The sequence below is a fragment of the Bradyrhizobium sp. CCBAU 51765 genome (genome assembly GCF_015291725.1).
GTDB classification, from domain to species: Bacteria; Pseudomonadota; Alphaproteobacteria; order Rhizobiales; family Xanthobacteraceae; genus Bradyrhizobium; species Bradyrhizobium liaoningense.
Genome location: NZ_CP030038.1, coordinates 7,738,907 through 7,752,873, shown reverse-complemented (window position 1 = coordinate 7,752,873; position 13,967 = coordinate 7,738,907). Strand labels below are relative to the sequence as shown.

Annotated in this window: 13 protein-coding genes and 1 pseudogene; 7 read left to right on the top strand and 7 right to left on the bottom strand. The window is 65.1% G+C overall.

The window, feature by feature from the left end:
• Nucleotide 1 precedes the first annotated feature (1 nt).
• Entirely contained in the window at nt 2-511 is a 510-nt protein-coding gene (locus XH96_RS35910; RefSeq protein ID WP_194390016.1) for a TRAP transporter small permease, read from the bottom strand.
• Between the two features lie 225 nt (nt 512-736).
• A complete protein-coding gene (locus XH96_RS35905) occupies nt 737-1,753 on the bottom strand; it encodes a TRAP transporter substrate-binding protein (protein WP_194390015.1) in 1,017 nt (338 codons plus the stop codon).
• 263 nt (nt 1,754-2,016) lie between these two features.
• Here XH96_RS35905 and pobA point away from each other — a divergent pair, with 263 nt between their 5' ends.
• On the top strand, nt 2,017-3,186 hold the full coding sequence (gene pobA / locus XH96_RS35900) for a 4-hydroxybenzoate 3-monooxygenase (RefSeq protein WP_194390014.1): 1,170 nt from the start codon (nt 2,017-2,019) through the stop codon (nt 3,184-3,186).
• A gap of 234 nt (nt 3,187-3,420) precedes the next feature.
• Complete coding sequence (locus XH96_RS35895) at nt 3,421-3,840, top strand: PaaI family thioesterase (RefSeq protein ID WP_194390013.1); 420 nt, start codon at nt 3,421-3,423, stop codon at nt 3,838-3,840.
• 140 nt (nt 3,841-3,980) lie between these two features.
• Here the strand turns inward: XH96_RS35895 and XH96_RS35890 are convergent, their stop codons facing one another.
• Entirely contained in the window at nt 3,981-4,865 is an 885-nt protein-coding gene (locus XH96_RS35890) for a LysR family transcriptional regulator (protein WP_194390012.1), read from the bottom strand.
• A gap of 124 nt (nt 4,866-4,989) precedes the next feature.
• On the opposite strand from XH96_RS35890, the gene XH96_RS35885 reads away from it, so the two are divergent.
• Entirely contained in the window at nt 4,990-5,625 is a 636-nt protein-coding gene (locus tag XH96_RS35885; protein WP_194390011.1) for a pyridoxamine 5'-phosphate oxidase family protein, read from the top strand.
• 179 nt (nt 5,626-5,804) lie between these two features.
• Here XH96_RS35885 and XH96_RS35880 read toward each other — a convergent pair whose 3' ends face one another.
• The 3 genes from XH96_RS35880 to XH96_RS35870 are packed head-to-tail and all read right to left on the bottom strand — an operon-like array spanning nt 5,805 to nt 9,350.
• Nucleotides 5,805-6,536 (bottom strand): ABC transporter ATP-binding protein, encoded by a 732-nt coding sequence (locus XH96_RS35880; RefSeq protein ID WP_194390010.1) that lies wholly within the window; start codon nt 6,534-6,536, stop codon nt 5,805-5,807.
• Nucleotides 6,533-8,302 carry an ATP-binding cassette domain-containing protein gene (locus XH96_RS35875; RefSeq protein ID WP_194390009.1) on the bottom strand — a complete coding sequence of 590 codons (1,770 nt, stop codon included), beginning with the start codon at nt 8,300-8,302 and terminating at the stop codon, nt 6,533-6,535. Before XH96_RS35875 ends, XH96_RS35880 begins: the two co-directional genes overlap by 4 nt.
• A gap of 7 nt (nt 8,303-8,309) precedes the next feature.
• Complete coding sequence (locus tag XH96_RS35870) at nt 8,310-9,350, bottom strand: branched-chain amino acid ABC transporter permease (RefSeq protein ID WP_061881026.1); 1,041 nt, start codon at nt 9,348-9,350, stop codon at nt 8,310-8,312.
• A gap of 177 nt (nt 9,351-9,527) precedes the next feature.
• On the opposite strand from XH96_RS35870, the gene XH96_RS35865 reads away from it, so the two are divergent.
• Nucleotides 9,528-10,049, top strand: coding sequence for a MarR family winged helix-turn-helix transcriptional regulator (locus XH96_RS35865; RefSeq protein WP_194390008.1), 522 nt, complete (start codon nt 9,528-9,530; stop codon nt 10,047-10,049).
• Nucleotides 10,050-10,393: 344 nt separating this feature from the next.
• Here the strand turns inward: XH96_RS35865 and XH96_RS35860 are convergent.
• A pseudogene (locus tag XH96_RS35860) lies at nt 10,394-10,567 on the bottom strand (MOFRL family protein); the annotation flags it as partial.
• 138 nt (nt 10,568-10,705) lie between these two features.
• On the opposite strand from XH96_RS35860, the gene XH96_RS35855 reads away from it, so the two are divergent.
• Genes XH96_RS35855 through XH96_RS35845 form a run of 3 tightly spaced genes read left to right on the top strand, consistent with a single transcriptional unit; the run spans nt 10,706 to nt 13,966 of the window.
• Nucleotides 10,706-10,972, top strand: coding sequence for a transcriptional regulator (locus XH96_RS35855; protein WP_194390007.1), 267 nt, complete (start codon nt 10,706-10,708; stop codon nt 10,970-10,972).
• 40 nt (nt 10,973-11,012) lie between these two features.
• Nucleotides 11,013-13,013 (top strand): hydrogenase 4 subunit B, encoded by a 2,001-nt coding sequence (gene hyfB / locus XH96_RS35850; RefSeq protein WP_194390006.1) that lies wholly within the window; start codon nt 11,013-11,015, stop codon nt 13,011-13,013.
• Entirely contained in the window at nt 13,010-13,966 is a 957-nt protein-coding gene (locus XH96_RS35845; protein ID WP_194390005.1) for a respiratory chain complex I subunit 1 family protein, read from the top strand. Before hyfB ends, XH96_RS35845 begins: the two co-directional genes overlap by 4 nt.
• Nucleotide 13,967: the final 1 nt, after the last annotated feature.

Below are 13,967 nucleotides of genomic sequence, written 5' to 3'. Positions count from 1 at the left end.
ACTACTCCGTCGCCTTGATCTTGGGGTCGTGCATCTCTTCGGGATGGAAGATCAGCCGGTAGGTGCGGATCGCGATCAGCAGCACAGCGCAGACGTCGCCGATCCAGGCGACCGCGAAGAACGGCCATGTCGGCATGTGCAGGTCGAAGGTCTGGACGTTGTCGTTGTAGGTGCCGCGCACCTTGTCGAACAGCGTCCAGGTCTGCACGGTGACGACGAACAGCAGCACCAGCGTCGCGAACACGTCGATCCAGCGCTGATAGCGCGGGCCGACATTGCCCCAGACCAGGTCCACCGTGATGTGAGTGCCGCGATAGGAGGTCGCCGCGATGCCCCAGAAAATGAGGATGCCGAGCAGCATGCGGCCGATGTCGAAACTGTCGGGAATCGAATAGTTCAGCGTGTTGCGCAGCAGCACCGACAGGAAGATGTCGAGCGCGACGATGCCGACGAAGCCGGCCGCGATCCATTCGATCGAGTCGATCACGCGATCCATCCAGGAGCGCTTCATGGGAAGAATCCTATCTAAATCCGGCGAAGCCGGGTTCAGTTTTTCCGCGAGGGAGGTGCACTCCCTCCCCCGCTTGCGGGGGAGGGCTGGGGAGAGGGTGCATCCACAATCGAGAGCCCCAAAGAATCGAGAGCCCCCAAGAGGAGAGAGCCCTCACCCGCGCCTTCGGCGCGACCTCACCCGCAAGCGGGAGAGGTGCAGTGAGCGCGTGGCCGCTGCCGGGCGTCACTCCGCCAGCGCGTTGTACTTCTTCAGCGATGCCTTCAGGTCCGCGAGCGCCGCATCGGGATCGGCGCCGGCCTTCTTGGCATTATCGCTCCAGGTCTTGACCAGCGGCTCGGCGGCCTTCTTCCAGGCGGCGGTCTGCTCGGCCGTGAGCTTGTAGACCTCGTGACTGGACTCCGCCTTCACCTTGTCGATGCCGGCGTCCTCGAACTTGCCCCAGTGCTCGCCGACTGCGCCCGCCATCTCGACCGTGCAATTCTTGTCGATCGCGGCCTTCTGCTTGTCGGACATGGCATTGTACTTGTCCTTGTTGATCACGAACACGAAGGTCGTGGTGTAGAGCGGCGCCTCCATGTCGTATTTGGTCACCTTGTCGATCCCGAACAGCACCAGGGAGCCCCAGGGGAAGGTGACGCCGTCGGCGACGCCGCGCTCGATGATGTCGCGCACTTCGGGCGCGGAGGACTGCACATTGGTGCCGCCGAGCGAAGTGACGAAATTCGCCATGGTGGCGTGTGCGGGGCGGATCTTCAGGCCCTTCACGTCCTCGGGGTTGACGATCTTCTTGGTGCGGGAGTGGAACGAGGAGGGCGAGTGGACGAAGGCGAGACAGTATTTGACGTCCTTCATCTCCTTCTCTGCATATTTGCGATACCAGGCGTCGAGCCCCATCGAGCCGCCCTTGGCGTCCGAGATCAGGAAGGGCAGTTCGCCTGCGCCGATGATGGGGAAGCGGCCGGGCTGATAGCCGGGATTGACATAGGTGACATCGGCGATGCCGTCGCGCGCCATGTCGTAATGGTCGAAGGCCTTGCCGAGCTGCTGGGCCGGAAACACCTTGCCCTTGATGGTGCCGCCGGAATCCTTTTCGACCGCGGCGGCCCAGTCCTCCAGTGATTTCTGCAGCGGATGCGAGGCCGGCACCCAGTGCGAGATCTTCAGATCGAAGGTCTTCTCCTGCGCGAACGCTGGGCTCACGCTTGCTGCCAGCAGCAACGCCAGACAGGCTTTCCTCATCACGCGTCTCTCCCTGTTTTTGACGGCGGGCTTCGATGGCCCGGTCTTGTTAATTAACATGTTATCTAATTGGCCGGCGCGTTCAAGCCGGAAACTGGCGCGCACCTCGCCGCGCCGTCTACATCATCCATGTTGCATGGATTTGTCGCGCTGCGGCGAACGCCCTCCCTTCTTCCCAACCGTTATATGATATAATTATCCTGCACGGAGCGAGGCGACAAGCGACCCGCGACGAAAGCCTACAGGATCGGAAGGAGCAAGTATTGCGGACAAAAGTCGCAATCATCGGAGCCGGGCCGGCCGGGTTGTTGCTCGGGCAACTGCTGCACACATATGGCATCGACAACGTCATCCTGGAGCGGCAGAGCCCGGATTACGTGCTCGGCCGCATCCGCGCCGGCCTTCTGGAGGAAGGAACCGTCGCGCTGCTCGACCAGGTCGGCGCCGGCGCGCGGGCCCATGCCGAAGGCCTGGTGCACGAAGGCATCGAGCTCGCCTTCTCCGGCCGCCGTCACCGCATCGACATGAAGAGCGCGACCGGCAAGACGGTGATGATCTATGGCCAGACCGAGGTCACGCTCGACCTGATGAATGCGAGGAAGGCCGCCGGTCTCATCTCCGTCTACGAGGCCCGGGACGTGCAGCCGCATGATTTCGACGGCAGTCACCCGCGCGTGACCTATGTCAAGGACGGCGTCAGCCACACCATCGATTGCGATTTCATCGCCGGCTGCGACGGTTTCCACGGCGTCAGCCGCGCCAGCGTCCCGTCTTCGGCGATCGAGGAGTTCGAGCGGGTCTATCCGTTCGGCTGGCTCGGCATCTTGTCCGGCACACCGCCGGTCAGCCACGAGCTGATCTATTCCAACCACGCCCGCGGCTTTGCGCTGTGCACCATGCGCTCGACCAGGCGCAGCCGCTACTATGTGCAATGTTCGCTCGACGATCATGTCGATCAATGGCCGGACGACCGCTTCTGGGACGAATTGAAGCGCCGGCTCGACCAGGAGGCGGCCGACAGCCTCGTCACAGGCCCGTCGATCGAGAAGAGCATCGCGCCGCTGCGCAGCTTCGTCGCCGAGCCGATGCGCTTCGGCCGGATGTTCCTGTGCGGCGACGCCGCCCACATCGTGCCGCCGACCGGCGCCAAGGGACTGAACCTCGCCGCCAGCGACGCGCATTATCTGTCGAGCGCGCTGCGCGAGTTCTACGACGAGAAGTCCAGCGCCGGCCTCGACGCCTACTCCGCCAAGGCGCTGGCACGGGTCTGGAAAGCCGTGCGGTTCTCGTGGTGGATGACCTCGATGCTGCACAAATTCCCCGACACCGGCACCATCGGAGCCCGCATCCAGCTCGCCGAGCTCGACTACGTCACGCAGTCGAAGGCCGCGATGACGTCGCTGTCGGAGAATTACGTCGGGCTGCCGTTTTGACCACAGATGTCATGCCCCGCGCAGGCGGGGCATCCAGTACGCCGCGGCCTCTCGGTTTAATCACAACCGCCTCTGGAATACTGGATCACCCGCCTTCGCGGGTGATGACAGTGTAGTTGGGACGATGGCGCGTCCGTTTCAAACGCCCGCGCAAATTCCGTTTGAAACTTTGTAATTGATGCAACCGTCATCCACATCGCGTTCAATGCCGGCAATCAGCAACGCGAGACACCCATGACCTCCACCGACATCCCCGCGGGCTTCGAGCCGCATTTCCGCAAATCCCCGCTCACCGATCCCTGGGAGCCGCTCTATTCGAAGAAGGCCGATAAGAGCGTCACCGTGGGATTGCGGCTGGCGACGCCACATACCAATGCGCGCGGGCTGATCCATGGCGGGCTGATCGCGGCGCTGGCCGATGCCGCCATGGGCTACAGCTGCGCGCAGGCGACGGCATGGGCGACGTCGTTCGTCACGATTTCGCTGTCGGTCGACTATGTCGGCGCCGCCGGGATCGGCCAATGGCTCGCGGTCGAGGGCGAGGCGCTCAAAACCGGCTCTACGATCTGCTTCGCGCAATGCCTGGTGAAGGCGGACGATGCCGTGATCGCGCGCGCCAGCGGGACGTTCCGCGTGGTGCCGAAGAAGGGGTGAAGCTCTCTCGTGCCCCGGACGCAGCGCAGCGCCCTCTTCGGCGGTGCGCTGCTGAGCCGGGGCCCATCCATCCGCAGCTCACTCTTCGCTTTCTCGGTCCCGGCGCTGCGCCGCTTCGCGACGCGTCCGGGACACGAGGCCTACCCGAACCTCCACTCCGCCGTCTCCACCACGAGATCGACGAACGCCCGCACCTTGGCCGAGAGCAGGCGCGAGGTCGGGTAGACGATGTGGATCGGCAGCGCCGGCTGCTCGTAGGCCGCCAGCACGATCTTCAGCCGTCCGCGCTTCAAGCCATCGGCGGCCTGATAGGCCAGCACGCGCGTCACGCCGCCGCCGGCCTCGGCATATTGCAGCGCCGCGTCGGCGCTGTTGCTGGTGAAGCGTGGGGTCGGCGTCACCTCGATGTCGCGGCCGTTGTGCTGGAAGCGCCATTCGGACCAGGGGCCGAACTGGATGGTCTGGTGCTCGCGAAGCGCCTCCGGCGTCTTCGGCTCGCCATGTCGCTTGAGATAGCCGGGCGCTGCCACCACGATCCGCCGCATCACGCCGACCTGGCGCGCAACCAGCGAGGAATCGGCGAGATGGCCGATCCGCACCGCCGCATCGACGGCGTCCTCGACGAGATTGACCAGATGATCCGACAGTCTGAGCTCGCAGGCGACCTCGGGATAGCGCTTGAGATAGGCGGTCATGACCGGCCCGACATGCAGCCGGCCGAAGCCGACCGGCGCCGACACCACCAGCCGCCCGCTCGGCCGGTTGCGCTCCTGCCGCGCCGAGCCGTCGGCCTCCTCGACATCGGCGAGGATGCGCCGCGCGCGCTCCAGATAGCGTGCGCCGACGTCGGTCAGTGTCACCTGCCGCGTGGTTCGCTGGAGCAGCCGCGCGCCGAGATGCTCCTCCAGCGCGGCGATCAGCCGGGTCACCGCCGAAGGCGACAGGCGCAGCTTGCGCGCCGCCGGCGCGAAGCCGCGCAGATCGGCGACGGTGACGAACACGTGCATGGCTTCGAGCCGGTCCATGGAGATTATTGCATATGCTGCAATGATGAAGTGTCAAGTGGCCAGATTGTTCTGGCGGCTTGCAGGTCTATTTTATGCCTGGAAAGATGCAGGAATGCGCCGGAATTTTTAAGGAGACGTTCCGATGACGACAGCAGCTGATGCCTATGCCAGCGACGTCGCCTTCTCGCCGGCGGTCAAGGCGATCCAGGCGCGCAAGGGCTCGCGCGAGGCCTATGCGCGCAGCGAGCAGCACGGCTGGCGCACCGAGGTCGACGACAACCTCGCGGCCTTCCTTGCCGACGCCAACAGCTTCTATTTCGCCACTGCCTCGGCCGACGGCCAGCCCTACATCCAGCACCGCGGCGGACCGAAGGGGTTTCTAAAGGTGCTCGACAAGCAGACGCTTGCCTTCACCGACTATGCCGGCAACCAGCAGTTCATCACGCAGGGCAATTTGTCGGAGAATCCCAAGGCCTACATCTTCGTGATGGACTACGCCCATCGCCGCCGGGTGAAGATCTGGGGCGAGGCGCGCGTGGTCGAGGACGACGAAGCGCTGACCACGTCGCTGATGCCGAAAGGCTACCGCGCGCGGCCCGAGCAGGTGATCCTGTTCAAGATCGCAGCCTGGGACACCAACTGCCCCCAGCACATCCCGCAGAAGTTCGATGCGGCAGATGTCGCGGCCGCGCTGGCGGCGAGGGATGCGCGGATTGCGGAGCTGGAGGCGGAGGTCGCGGCGCTGAAGGGAGAGAAGGCGTCTGACCAAGCTAAGTAAGACGCTGCGCGCTTACCCTCCCCTGGAGGGGGAGGGTCGATCGCGCGCAGCGCGAACGGGGTGGGGTGATCTATCCTCGCAGACACTGCTGGAGGCGGAGAGACCGTCACCCCACCCCGCTACGCATTTCGCTTCGCTGCATGCGTAGCGACCCTCCCCCTCCAGGGGAGGGTAAGAAACTAAACCACGCTCGCGCCTTCGTGCTGGAAGCCGAGATAGCTGGCCGCTACCCGCTCGTTCGCCGCGATGTCGCTGGCCTTGCCGCTGAGAACGAATTCGCCGAGCTCCATCACATAGGCCTGGTCCGCGATCTTCAGCGCGGCCTGCGCATTCTGCTCGACCAGCAGCACGGAGACGCCGGCGGCACGCAGCTCGGTGACAATGCGGAAAATGTCGGCGACAATGATCGGCGCGAGGCCGAGGCTCGGCTCGTCCAGCATCAGGAGCTTTGGCTCGCCCATCAGCGCGCGGCCCATCGCGAGCATCTGCTGCTCGCCGCCGGAGAGCGTACCGGCAAGCTGCTTGCGCCGCTCCTTCAGCCGCGGGAACAGCGTGTAGACACGCTCCATCGAGGCTTTCGCCCGGCTCCGCTCGATGCGGAACGCGCCCAGCTCGAGATTGTCCTCGACATTCATGGTCACGAACAATTCGCGGTGCTCGGGGACGAGGCCGAGGCCCATCGCGACGCGGTCCTCGATGTCGAGCCGGGCGAGATCCTGCCCGGCGAAGGCGACGCGGCCTTTCAGCGGCAGAATGCCCATGATGGCCGAAAGCAGCGTGGTCTTGCCGGCGCCGTTGGCGCCGACGATGGTGACGATCTCGTTGGCCCCGACCTCGAGCGAAACCGAACGCACCGCCTCGACCTTGCCATAGGCGACATGGGCGTCGGCGACGGACAACAGCGCGCTCATGCCGCCACTCCGAGATAGGCCTTGATCACTTCGGGATTGGTCTTGATCGTGGCGGGGGTGCCTTCCGCGATCTTGGTGCCGAAATCGAGCACCACGATACGGTCGGCGAGATTCATGACGAAGCCCATGTCGTGCTCGACCAGGAGCACGCTCATGCCGCCGTCGCGCAGCTCGCGCAGCAGCGTCGCGAGGCGCTGCTTCTCCATGTGGCGCAGGCCCGCTGCCGGCTCGTCGAGCAGCAGCAGCATCGGGTCGACGCAGAGCGCGCGGGCGATCTCGACGATGCGCTGCTGGCCGAGCGAGAGGCTGCCTGCGAGCTGGTGCATCTGCTCGGTGAGGCCGACGCGCTCGATCTGGCGGGCGGCCTCGGCGAGCAGCTTGGCCTCATCAGTGCGGTCGAGGCGGAGCATCGAGGAGATCGGTCCGGAATGGCCGCGCAGATGCGCGCCGATCGCGACGTTCTCCAGCACGGTCATGTCGGGGACGAGCTTGACGTGCTGGAAGGTGCGGGAGATGCCGAGCTTGACGATCTCCTGCGGCGGCGCGTTGTCGACCTTCCTGCCGAGCACCGAGATCGAGCCCGAGGTCGCCGACAGCACGCCGGTGATCAGGTTGAACGTCGTGCTCTTGCCGGCGCCGTTCGGGCCGATCAGCGCGACGATCTCGCGGGCCTTGACGTCGAAGGAGACGTTGTTGACCGCGACCACGCCGCCGAACTGCTTCCGCGCCTTCTCGACCTGGAGCAGCACGCCGGCCTCGCCGGGCGCGCGGGTGCGGTGCCCGAGCTGCAGCGAGGTATCGGGCTTCTTGCCACTGGTCCGCTCGGGCAGGAACGACATCAGCCAGGGCCAGAGGCCGCCGGGCGCGAGCTGCAGCAGCGCCACCAGCATGATGCCGAACACGATGGTCTCGACCTGGCCGGAGCCCGGCAGGATCAGCGGCAGATAGCTTTGCAGCACCTCTTTCAGCACGACGACGATCGCCGCGCCCAGGACGCCGCCCCAGACATAGCCGGCGCCGCCGACCACGGCGATGAAGAGATATTCGATGCCCATATGCGCGCCGAACGGGGTCGGGTTCACCGCGCGCTGGAGATGGGCGTAGAGCCAGCCCGAGAGGCCGGCGAGCACGGCGGCATGGATGAACACCAGCAGCTTGGCGCGCGGCGTGTGCACGCCGAAGGCTTCCGCCGCGACGTGACCGCGCCTGAGCGCGCGGATGGCGCGGCCGGTGCGGGAGTCCAGGAGGTTCATCGTCAGCAGCGCCGAAACGATCACGGCGATCCAGATCGCGTAATAGATCGAGCCGGGCGAGAGCATCTTGAACGTGCCGATCGACAGCGGCGGGATCGCCGAGATGCCGTCGTTTCTCCCCAGGAATTCCAGCTTGCTGAAGAGATAGAACAGCCCGAGCCCCCAGGCGAGCGTGCCGAGCGGCAGATAATGGCCCGAGAGGCGGACGGTGATCAGCCCGAGCAGCACCGCGAGCGATCCACTGACCACGAGCGACAGCGGCAGCGTCAGCCAGGGCGACAGGCCGTAGGCCGTCGACAGCACCGCAGTGGTGTAGGCGCCGAAGCCGACGAAGGCCGCCTGCCCGAACGAGGTCAGGCCGCCGACGCCGGTGAGCAGCACGAGGCCCATCGCGACGAGCGCCGCGAGGCCGATATTGTCGAGCAGCACGATCCAGAACGGCGGCATGCCCGGGACAAACGGGATCGCCGCCATGACGGCTGCAAAGACGATGATGGGAAGCCGGCTCTGCATCTTGGCGTCAGTCCTTCTCTTCCTCGACCGCGGGCGCGGCGAGCGAGCGCAGCAGCAGCACGGGGATCAGCAGCATGAAGACGATGACCTCCTTGTAGTTGGAGGCATAGAAGGACGAGAACGCCTCGACGATGCCGACGACCAGCGCCGCGACGGCGGTGAGGGGATAGCTGACGAGCCCGCCGATGATCGCGGCGACGAAACCCTTCAGGCCGATCAGGAAGCCGCTGTCATAGTAGAGCGTCGTGATCGGCACGATCAGGATGCCCGACAGCGCGCCGATGACAGATGCCAGCAGGAAGGCGATCTGCCCGGACAGCGTGGTGCGGATGCCGGCAAGCCGCGCGCCCAGCCGGTTCACGGCGGTCGCGCGCAGCGCCTTGCCGTAGAGCGTCAGGCCGAAGAACAGCCAGAGCCCGACGATAAAGGCGATGGTGATGGCGTAGACGGTGATGCTCTGGCCGGTGAAGCGCAGCGCGCCGGCGGTGAAGGCACCGGACAGCACGGCAGGTCCGCGCTGGCCCTCGGCGCCGAAGAACAGCAGGCCGAGTCCCTGCAGCGCGAGGTGGACGCCGACGGACGCGATCAGCAGCACCAGCACCGAGGTGTGCGCCAGCGGCTGGAAGGCGATGCGGTATAGATACAGGCCGATCATCGCGACGATCACCAGCGACAACGCGATGCAGACCGCGACCGGCGGCTTCTGCGCGGCGAAGTACAGGGTCAGCGCCAGCACGATGGCCGGCAGCACGATGTTGGTGATGAGGCTGCGAACGATCAGCCGCGCATGCAGCGCCTTGCGCGCCACGAACAGGTCGAAGCCGAAGGCGCCGATGCCGAGCGCGAGCGCAAGCTTGGCCGTGCCCGGCATCTGGCCCGCGGCCAGCGAGGCATAGGTCAGCGCGCCGTAGGTGACGAATTCGCCCTGGGGAATGAGGATGACGCGGGTGACGGCGAACACGAGCACCAGCGCCAGGCCGAGCAGCGCGTAGATCGCGCCATTGGTAATGCCGTCCTGTACCAGGAACAGCATGATGGTGGTATTCAAGACCGGACGCTCCCCCTCAAGATTGAGGACCGGTCTCCGCAATTGCGGTGGATGGTCCCCTCACAGCCATTGAAATACGCTGACGATATTTGATATGGTCCATAACAATTATCAAATATAACATCAAGGGTGGGGAACGACCCGTCCCGAATTTAGCGGGATTACGAGCACGAGGCGATGACCGTTTCCAGAACCGCTGAAAAGTCCTCCGAAAAGCCGGCCGACGCGGGCAAGGGCCGCAAGGACGCGGGCGAGCTCCAAACCGAAGCGCTCCAGCTGGGCGAGCTCTCCGAACAGCTCGGCTATGTCCTGAAGCGGGCCCAGCTCAAGGTGTTCGAGAACTTTCTGCGCTGCATGGCCTCGCTCCAGCTGACGCCGGCGCAGTTCTCGGTCCTGCTCCTGGTCGAGAAGAACCCCGGCCGCAACCAGACCGAGATCGCCTCCACGCTCGGCATCCTCAGGCCGAACTTCGTGGCCATGCTCGACAATCTCGAAAGCCGCGACCTCTGCGCGCGGATCCGCTCCACCAACGACCGCCGCTCGCACATCCTGGTGCTGACCGACAAGGGCAAGGCGGTGCTGGCCCGGGCGAAAAAGCTCGTCGCCACCAAGCACGAGGCCCGGCTGAACGATCTGCTCGGCCAGGCCAACCGCGAGGCCCTGATCGGGATGCTCGCCAAGATCGCCAACGAGTTCTGACTCTGACCCTCCCCTGGAGGGGGAGGGTCGCTACGCATGAGCGAAGCGAAATGCGTAGCGGGGTGGGGTGACAGTCTCTCCGCGCTGAGCCGTGCCCGAGTGGAGAGATCACCTCACCCCGCTCGCGCTTTGCGCGATCGACCCTCCCCCACAAGGCAGGGCTATCGCATATGAGGTTTGGCTATTGGCACCGTCTGTTTCCACAGCGTCATGGCCGGGCTTGTCCCGGCCATCCACGCCTTTCCACGCAGCACAAAGAACGTGGATGCCCGGGACAAGCCCGGGCATGGCGACCTCTGCAATATTCAAATGCGATCGCCTTGCCCTGGGAGGGTAAGCGCGCCTCACTCCACCAAAATCACCCTGATACCATTCACGTTCGCCAGCGTCGGGCCGGGCTGCAGCAGATCGCCCGTGGCCTCGAAGAACGTCGTCGCGTCGTTGTTGTCGAGATAGGCCTGCGGCTGCAGCCCTTGCGCCTTCATCTTCGCGAAGGTCGCAGCATCGAACAGCGCGCCACACGCGCCCGGTAGGAGTAAGCTCCGAGGACATCGAACGGAATGACACGCTGCATCTAGAAAATGATGCTTGAAACGTCATTTTGCGCGCTCTAAGCTTGGTAACTCAATCACTGTACCTGCCACGGACATTCGCCCGTGATCACCGCCGCGCAGCTTCGAGCCGCCCGTGCCTTACTCAGGATTGACCAGCGTGAACTCGCGCAGCGCTGTTCACTGTCGTTGCCCACCATCCAGCGCATGGAGGCCTCCGAAGGGGTGATCCGCGGCAATGTCGATTCTCTGGTGAAGCTGGTTGACGCGCTGTCGCTTGCCGGCATCGAGTTGATCGCCGAGGGGGCGGTGTCAAGCGCCGGGGGCCGCGGGGTGCGGCTGAAGTCTCCACCTCCGAGCGCAGGCGGCTGATAGCGATGATGCGCACGCAAATCATGATCCAGGAGCGGCTATGATCGCCGTGGCGCTATGGTCGGTGGCGGCTCTGCTGGCCCTGGCGCCTGCAGGAGTCGTGCTGTCGATGCGCCCGCGCGGCTCGATCATCCTCTACGGCGCATGCCTGATCGCCACATCGACGCTATGTGTCACGGCGCTGTCAGATCTGCTCTTTTTCCCTCATCTGACGCCGAGTGCGACACTGCCGATCGGCCTGCCCTGGCTAGGTGCGCATTTCCGGCTCGATGCGCTGTCCGCCTTCTTCCTCGTCGTCGTCAATCTCGGCGGCGCCGCTGCGAGCCTGTTCGCGCTCGGCTACTTCAGGCACGAGGACTCCCCCGGCCGCGTGCTGCCATTCTATCCCGCCTACCTCGCAGCGATGAATGTCGTCGTGCTGGCAAATGACGCCTTCAGCTTCCTGGTCGCCTGGGAATTCATGTCGCTGACCTCCTGGGCGATGGTGGTGTCGCATCACCGGGAGGCCGAGAATGTCCGCGCTGGCTACGTCTATCTCTTGATGGCAAGTTTCGGCACGCTGGCGCTGCTGTTGGCTTTCGGCCTGCTCGCCAGCGACGCCGGATACGATTTCGATGCGATCCGAGCGTCGCATCCTTCCGCTGCGCTGAGCGGCGTGGTGGTGATCCTCGTGCTGCTGGGCGCCGGCTCCAAGGCTGGCCTGGTGCCGCTGCACGCCTGGCTGCCGCTCGCCCATCCCGCCGCGCCCAGCCACGTCTCCGCCCTCATGAGCGGCGTCATGACCAAGGTCGCCGTCTACGGCTTCGTGCGCATTGTCTTTGATCTCGTGCCCGAACCGGTGTGGTGGTGGAGCATGGTGGTGCTGCTGGTCGGCGGTCCGACGGCGACGCTGGGCGTGCTCTATGCGCTGATGCAGCGCGATATCAAGCGCGTGCTCGCCTATTCAACGATTGAGAACATCGGCATCATCTTCACCGGCCTCGGGCTGGCGCTGGCTTTCAAGGCGGAAGGGCTCGACTGGGTGGCCGCGCTCGCCTTCACCGCGGCGATGCTGCACGTCTTCAATCATGCGCTGTTCAAGAGCCTGTTGTTCTTCGGCGCCGGCGCGGTGCTGGGAGCGACCGGCGAGCGCGACATGGAGAAGCTCGGCGGCCTGATCCATCGCATGCCGAAGACAGCGTTCGCGACACTGGTCGGCTGCGTCGCGATCTCGGCATTGCCGCCGTTCAACGGCTTCGTTTCGGAATGGCTGACCTTCCAGGCGATCCTGCTTTCACCGCAACTGCCCTCCTGGGGCCTCAAGCTGGTCATCCCGGCGGTCGGCGGTTTGCTGGCGCTCGCGGCCGCCTTTGCCGCGGCCTGCTTCGTCAAGCTCTATGGCATCAGCTTCCTCGGTCGGCCGCGCTCGGATGTCGCGGCGTCAGCGCATGAGACTGACCGCTTCTCGCTGACCGCAATGTTCGCGCTTGCCGCCTTCTGCCTCATTGCCGGTATCCTGCCCGGGCTGTTCATCGACGCACTGGCGCCGGTGAGCAAGGATATGGTCGGCAACATCATGCCGCATCAGGTCGGATTGCAGTGGCTCACCATCGTGCCGATCGCGGAAAGCCGCAGCTCCTACAACGGCCTTCTGGTGTTTCTGTTCGTGGCACTCTGCGGCACGACGGCGGCGACAGCCATTCACCGTTTCGCCTCCGACCGCTTGCGCCGCGCGCCGGCCTGGGATTGCGGCTATCCCGACGCGGACCCCGCGATCCAGTACTCGGCCTCCAGCTTCTCGCAGCCGATCCGCCGCGTGTTCGGCAGCGTCATCTTTCGCGCACGCGAGATCGGCGAGATGCCGCCGCCGTCCTCGCCGCTTCCTGCGCGGCTCCAGGTCGAACTGCATGATCTGATCTGGGATGGGCTGTACGCGCCGATCGCGAAGGCCATCGGCTTTGCGACCGACCGCATCAATATCCTGCAGTTCCTCAGCATCCGCCGCTACCTGACGCTGGTGTTCGTGGCCCTGGTCGTGCTGCTGCTGGTGGTGGCCCTATGAACGAGCTGCGCGACATCCTCTCCCAGGGCGCGCAGATGTCGCTGGTGCTGGGACTCGCGCCGCTGCTGACGGGTTTCGTGCGGAAGGTGAAGGCTCGGCTGCTACGCCGGCGCGGACCGCCGCTGCTCCAACCTTATCGCGACCTCATTCGTCTGATGCGCAAGGATGTCGTGCTCGCGGACAACGCATCCTGGCTGTTTCGCGTCATTCCGTATCTGATCTTCGCGGGCACCTGGGTCGCCGCGTCGCTGGTGCCGACCTTCGGCAATGGACTGTTGTTCTCCTGGACCGCCGATCTCATCGCCATCACTGCGCTGCTCGGCAGCGCCCGTTTCTTTCAGGCGCTCGCCGGCATGGACGTTGGAACCGCCTTCGGCGGCATCGGCTCCAGCCGTGAGGTGATGATCGCCTCCCTCGCCGAGCCCGCGATGCTGATCACCGCGTTCTCGGTTGCAATGATCGCCGGCTCGACGCAGCTCCCCACGGTGGCCGAGTTCATGGGCTCGGACGCGGTCGGCCTGCGCGTGTCGTTGGGAATGGCGTTCGTGGCGCTGACCATCGTTGCGCTGGCGGAGAATGCCCGTATCCCCATCGATAACCCCGCCACCCATCTTGAGCTCACCATGGTGCACGAGGCCATGGTGCTGGAATATTCAGGGCGGCATCTCGCGCTGATCGATTTGTCGTCGCAGCTCAAGCTTCTGCTCTATGTCTCGCTGATCGCCTGCGTGTTCCTGCCATGGGGGACGGCGACCGCGGATGCGAGCGTTGCAAGGCTCGCTCTTGGCGCGCTGGTCTATCTCGGCAAGCTGACGGTTCTCGGCTTCGTGCTTGCCGTGTTCGAGACCGCAATCGCCAAGATGCGCGTGTTCCGGATCCCGGAGTTCTTGGGCGCGGCGCTGATGCTGGCATTGCTTGCCACGCTGTTGCGCTTCGTGTCGGGGAGCCTCTGAG

Excerpts from the sequence above, each read along its gene's own strand:
- XH96_RS35885 (WP_194390011.1), top strand. The coding sequence starts at position 4,990 with ATGACGACAGCAGCTGATGCCTATGCCAGCGACGTCGCCTTCTCGCCG.
- XH96_RS35865 (WP_194390008.1), top strand. The coding sequence starts at position 9,528 with ATGACCGTTTCCAGAACCGCTGAAAAGTCCTCCGAAAAGCCGGCCGAC.
- XH96_RS35880 (WP_194390010.1), bottom strand. The coding sequence starts at position 6,536 with ATGAGCGCGCTGTTGTCCGTCGCCGACGCCCATGTCGCCTATGGCAAG.
- XH96_RS35895 (WP_194390013.1), top strand. The coding sequence starts at position 3,421 with ATGACCTCCACCGACATCCCCGCGGGCTTCGAGCCGCATTTCCGCAAA.
- XH96_RS35875 (WP_194390009.1), bottom strand. The coding sequence starts at position 8,302 with ATGCAGAGCCGGCTTCCCATCATCGTCTTTGCAGCCGTCATGGCGGCG.
- XH96_RS35845 (WP_194390005.1), top strand. The coding sequence starts at position 13,010 with ATGAACGAGCTGCGCGACATCCTCTCCCAGGGCGCGCAGATGTCGCTG.
- hyfB (WP_194390006.1), top strand. The coding sequence starts at position 11,013 with ATGATCGCCGTGGCGCTATGGTCGGTGGCGGCTCTGCTGGCCCTGGCG.
- XH96_RS35910 (WP_194390016.1), bottom strand. The coding sequence starts at position 511 with ATGAAGCGCTCCTGGATGGATCGCGTGATCGACTCGATCGAATGGATC.
- XH96_RS35890 (WP_194390012.1), bottom strand. The coding sequence starts at position 4,865 with ATGGACCGGCTCGAAGCCATGCACGTGTTCGTCACCGTCGCCGATCTG.
- XH96_RS35905 (WP_194390015.1), bottom strand. The coding sequence starts at position 1,753 with ATGAGGAAAGCCTGTCTGGCGTTGCTGCTGGCAGCAAGCGTGAGCCCA.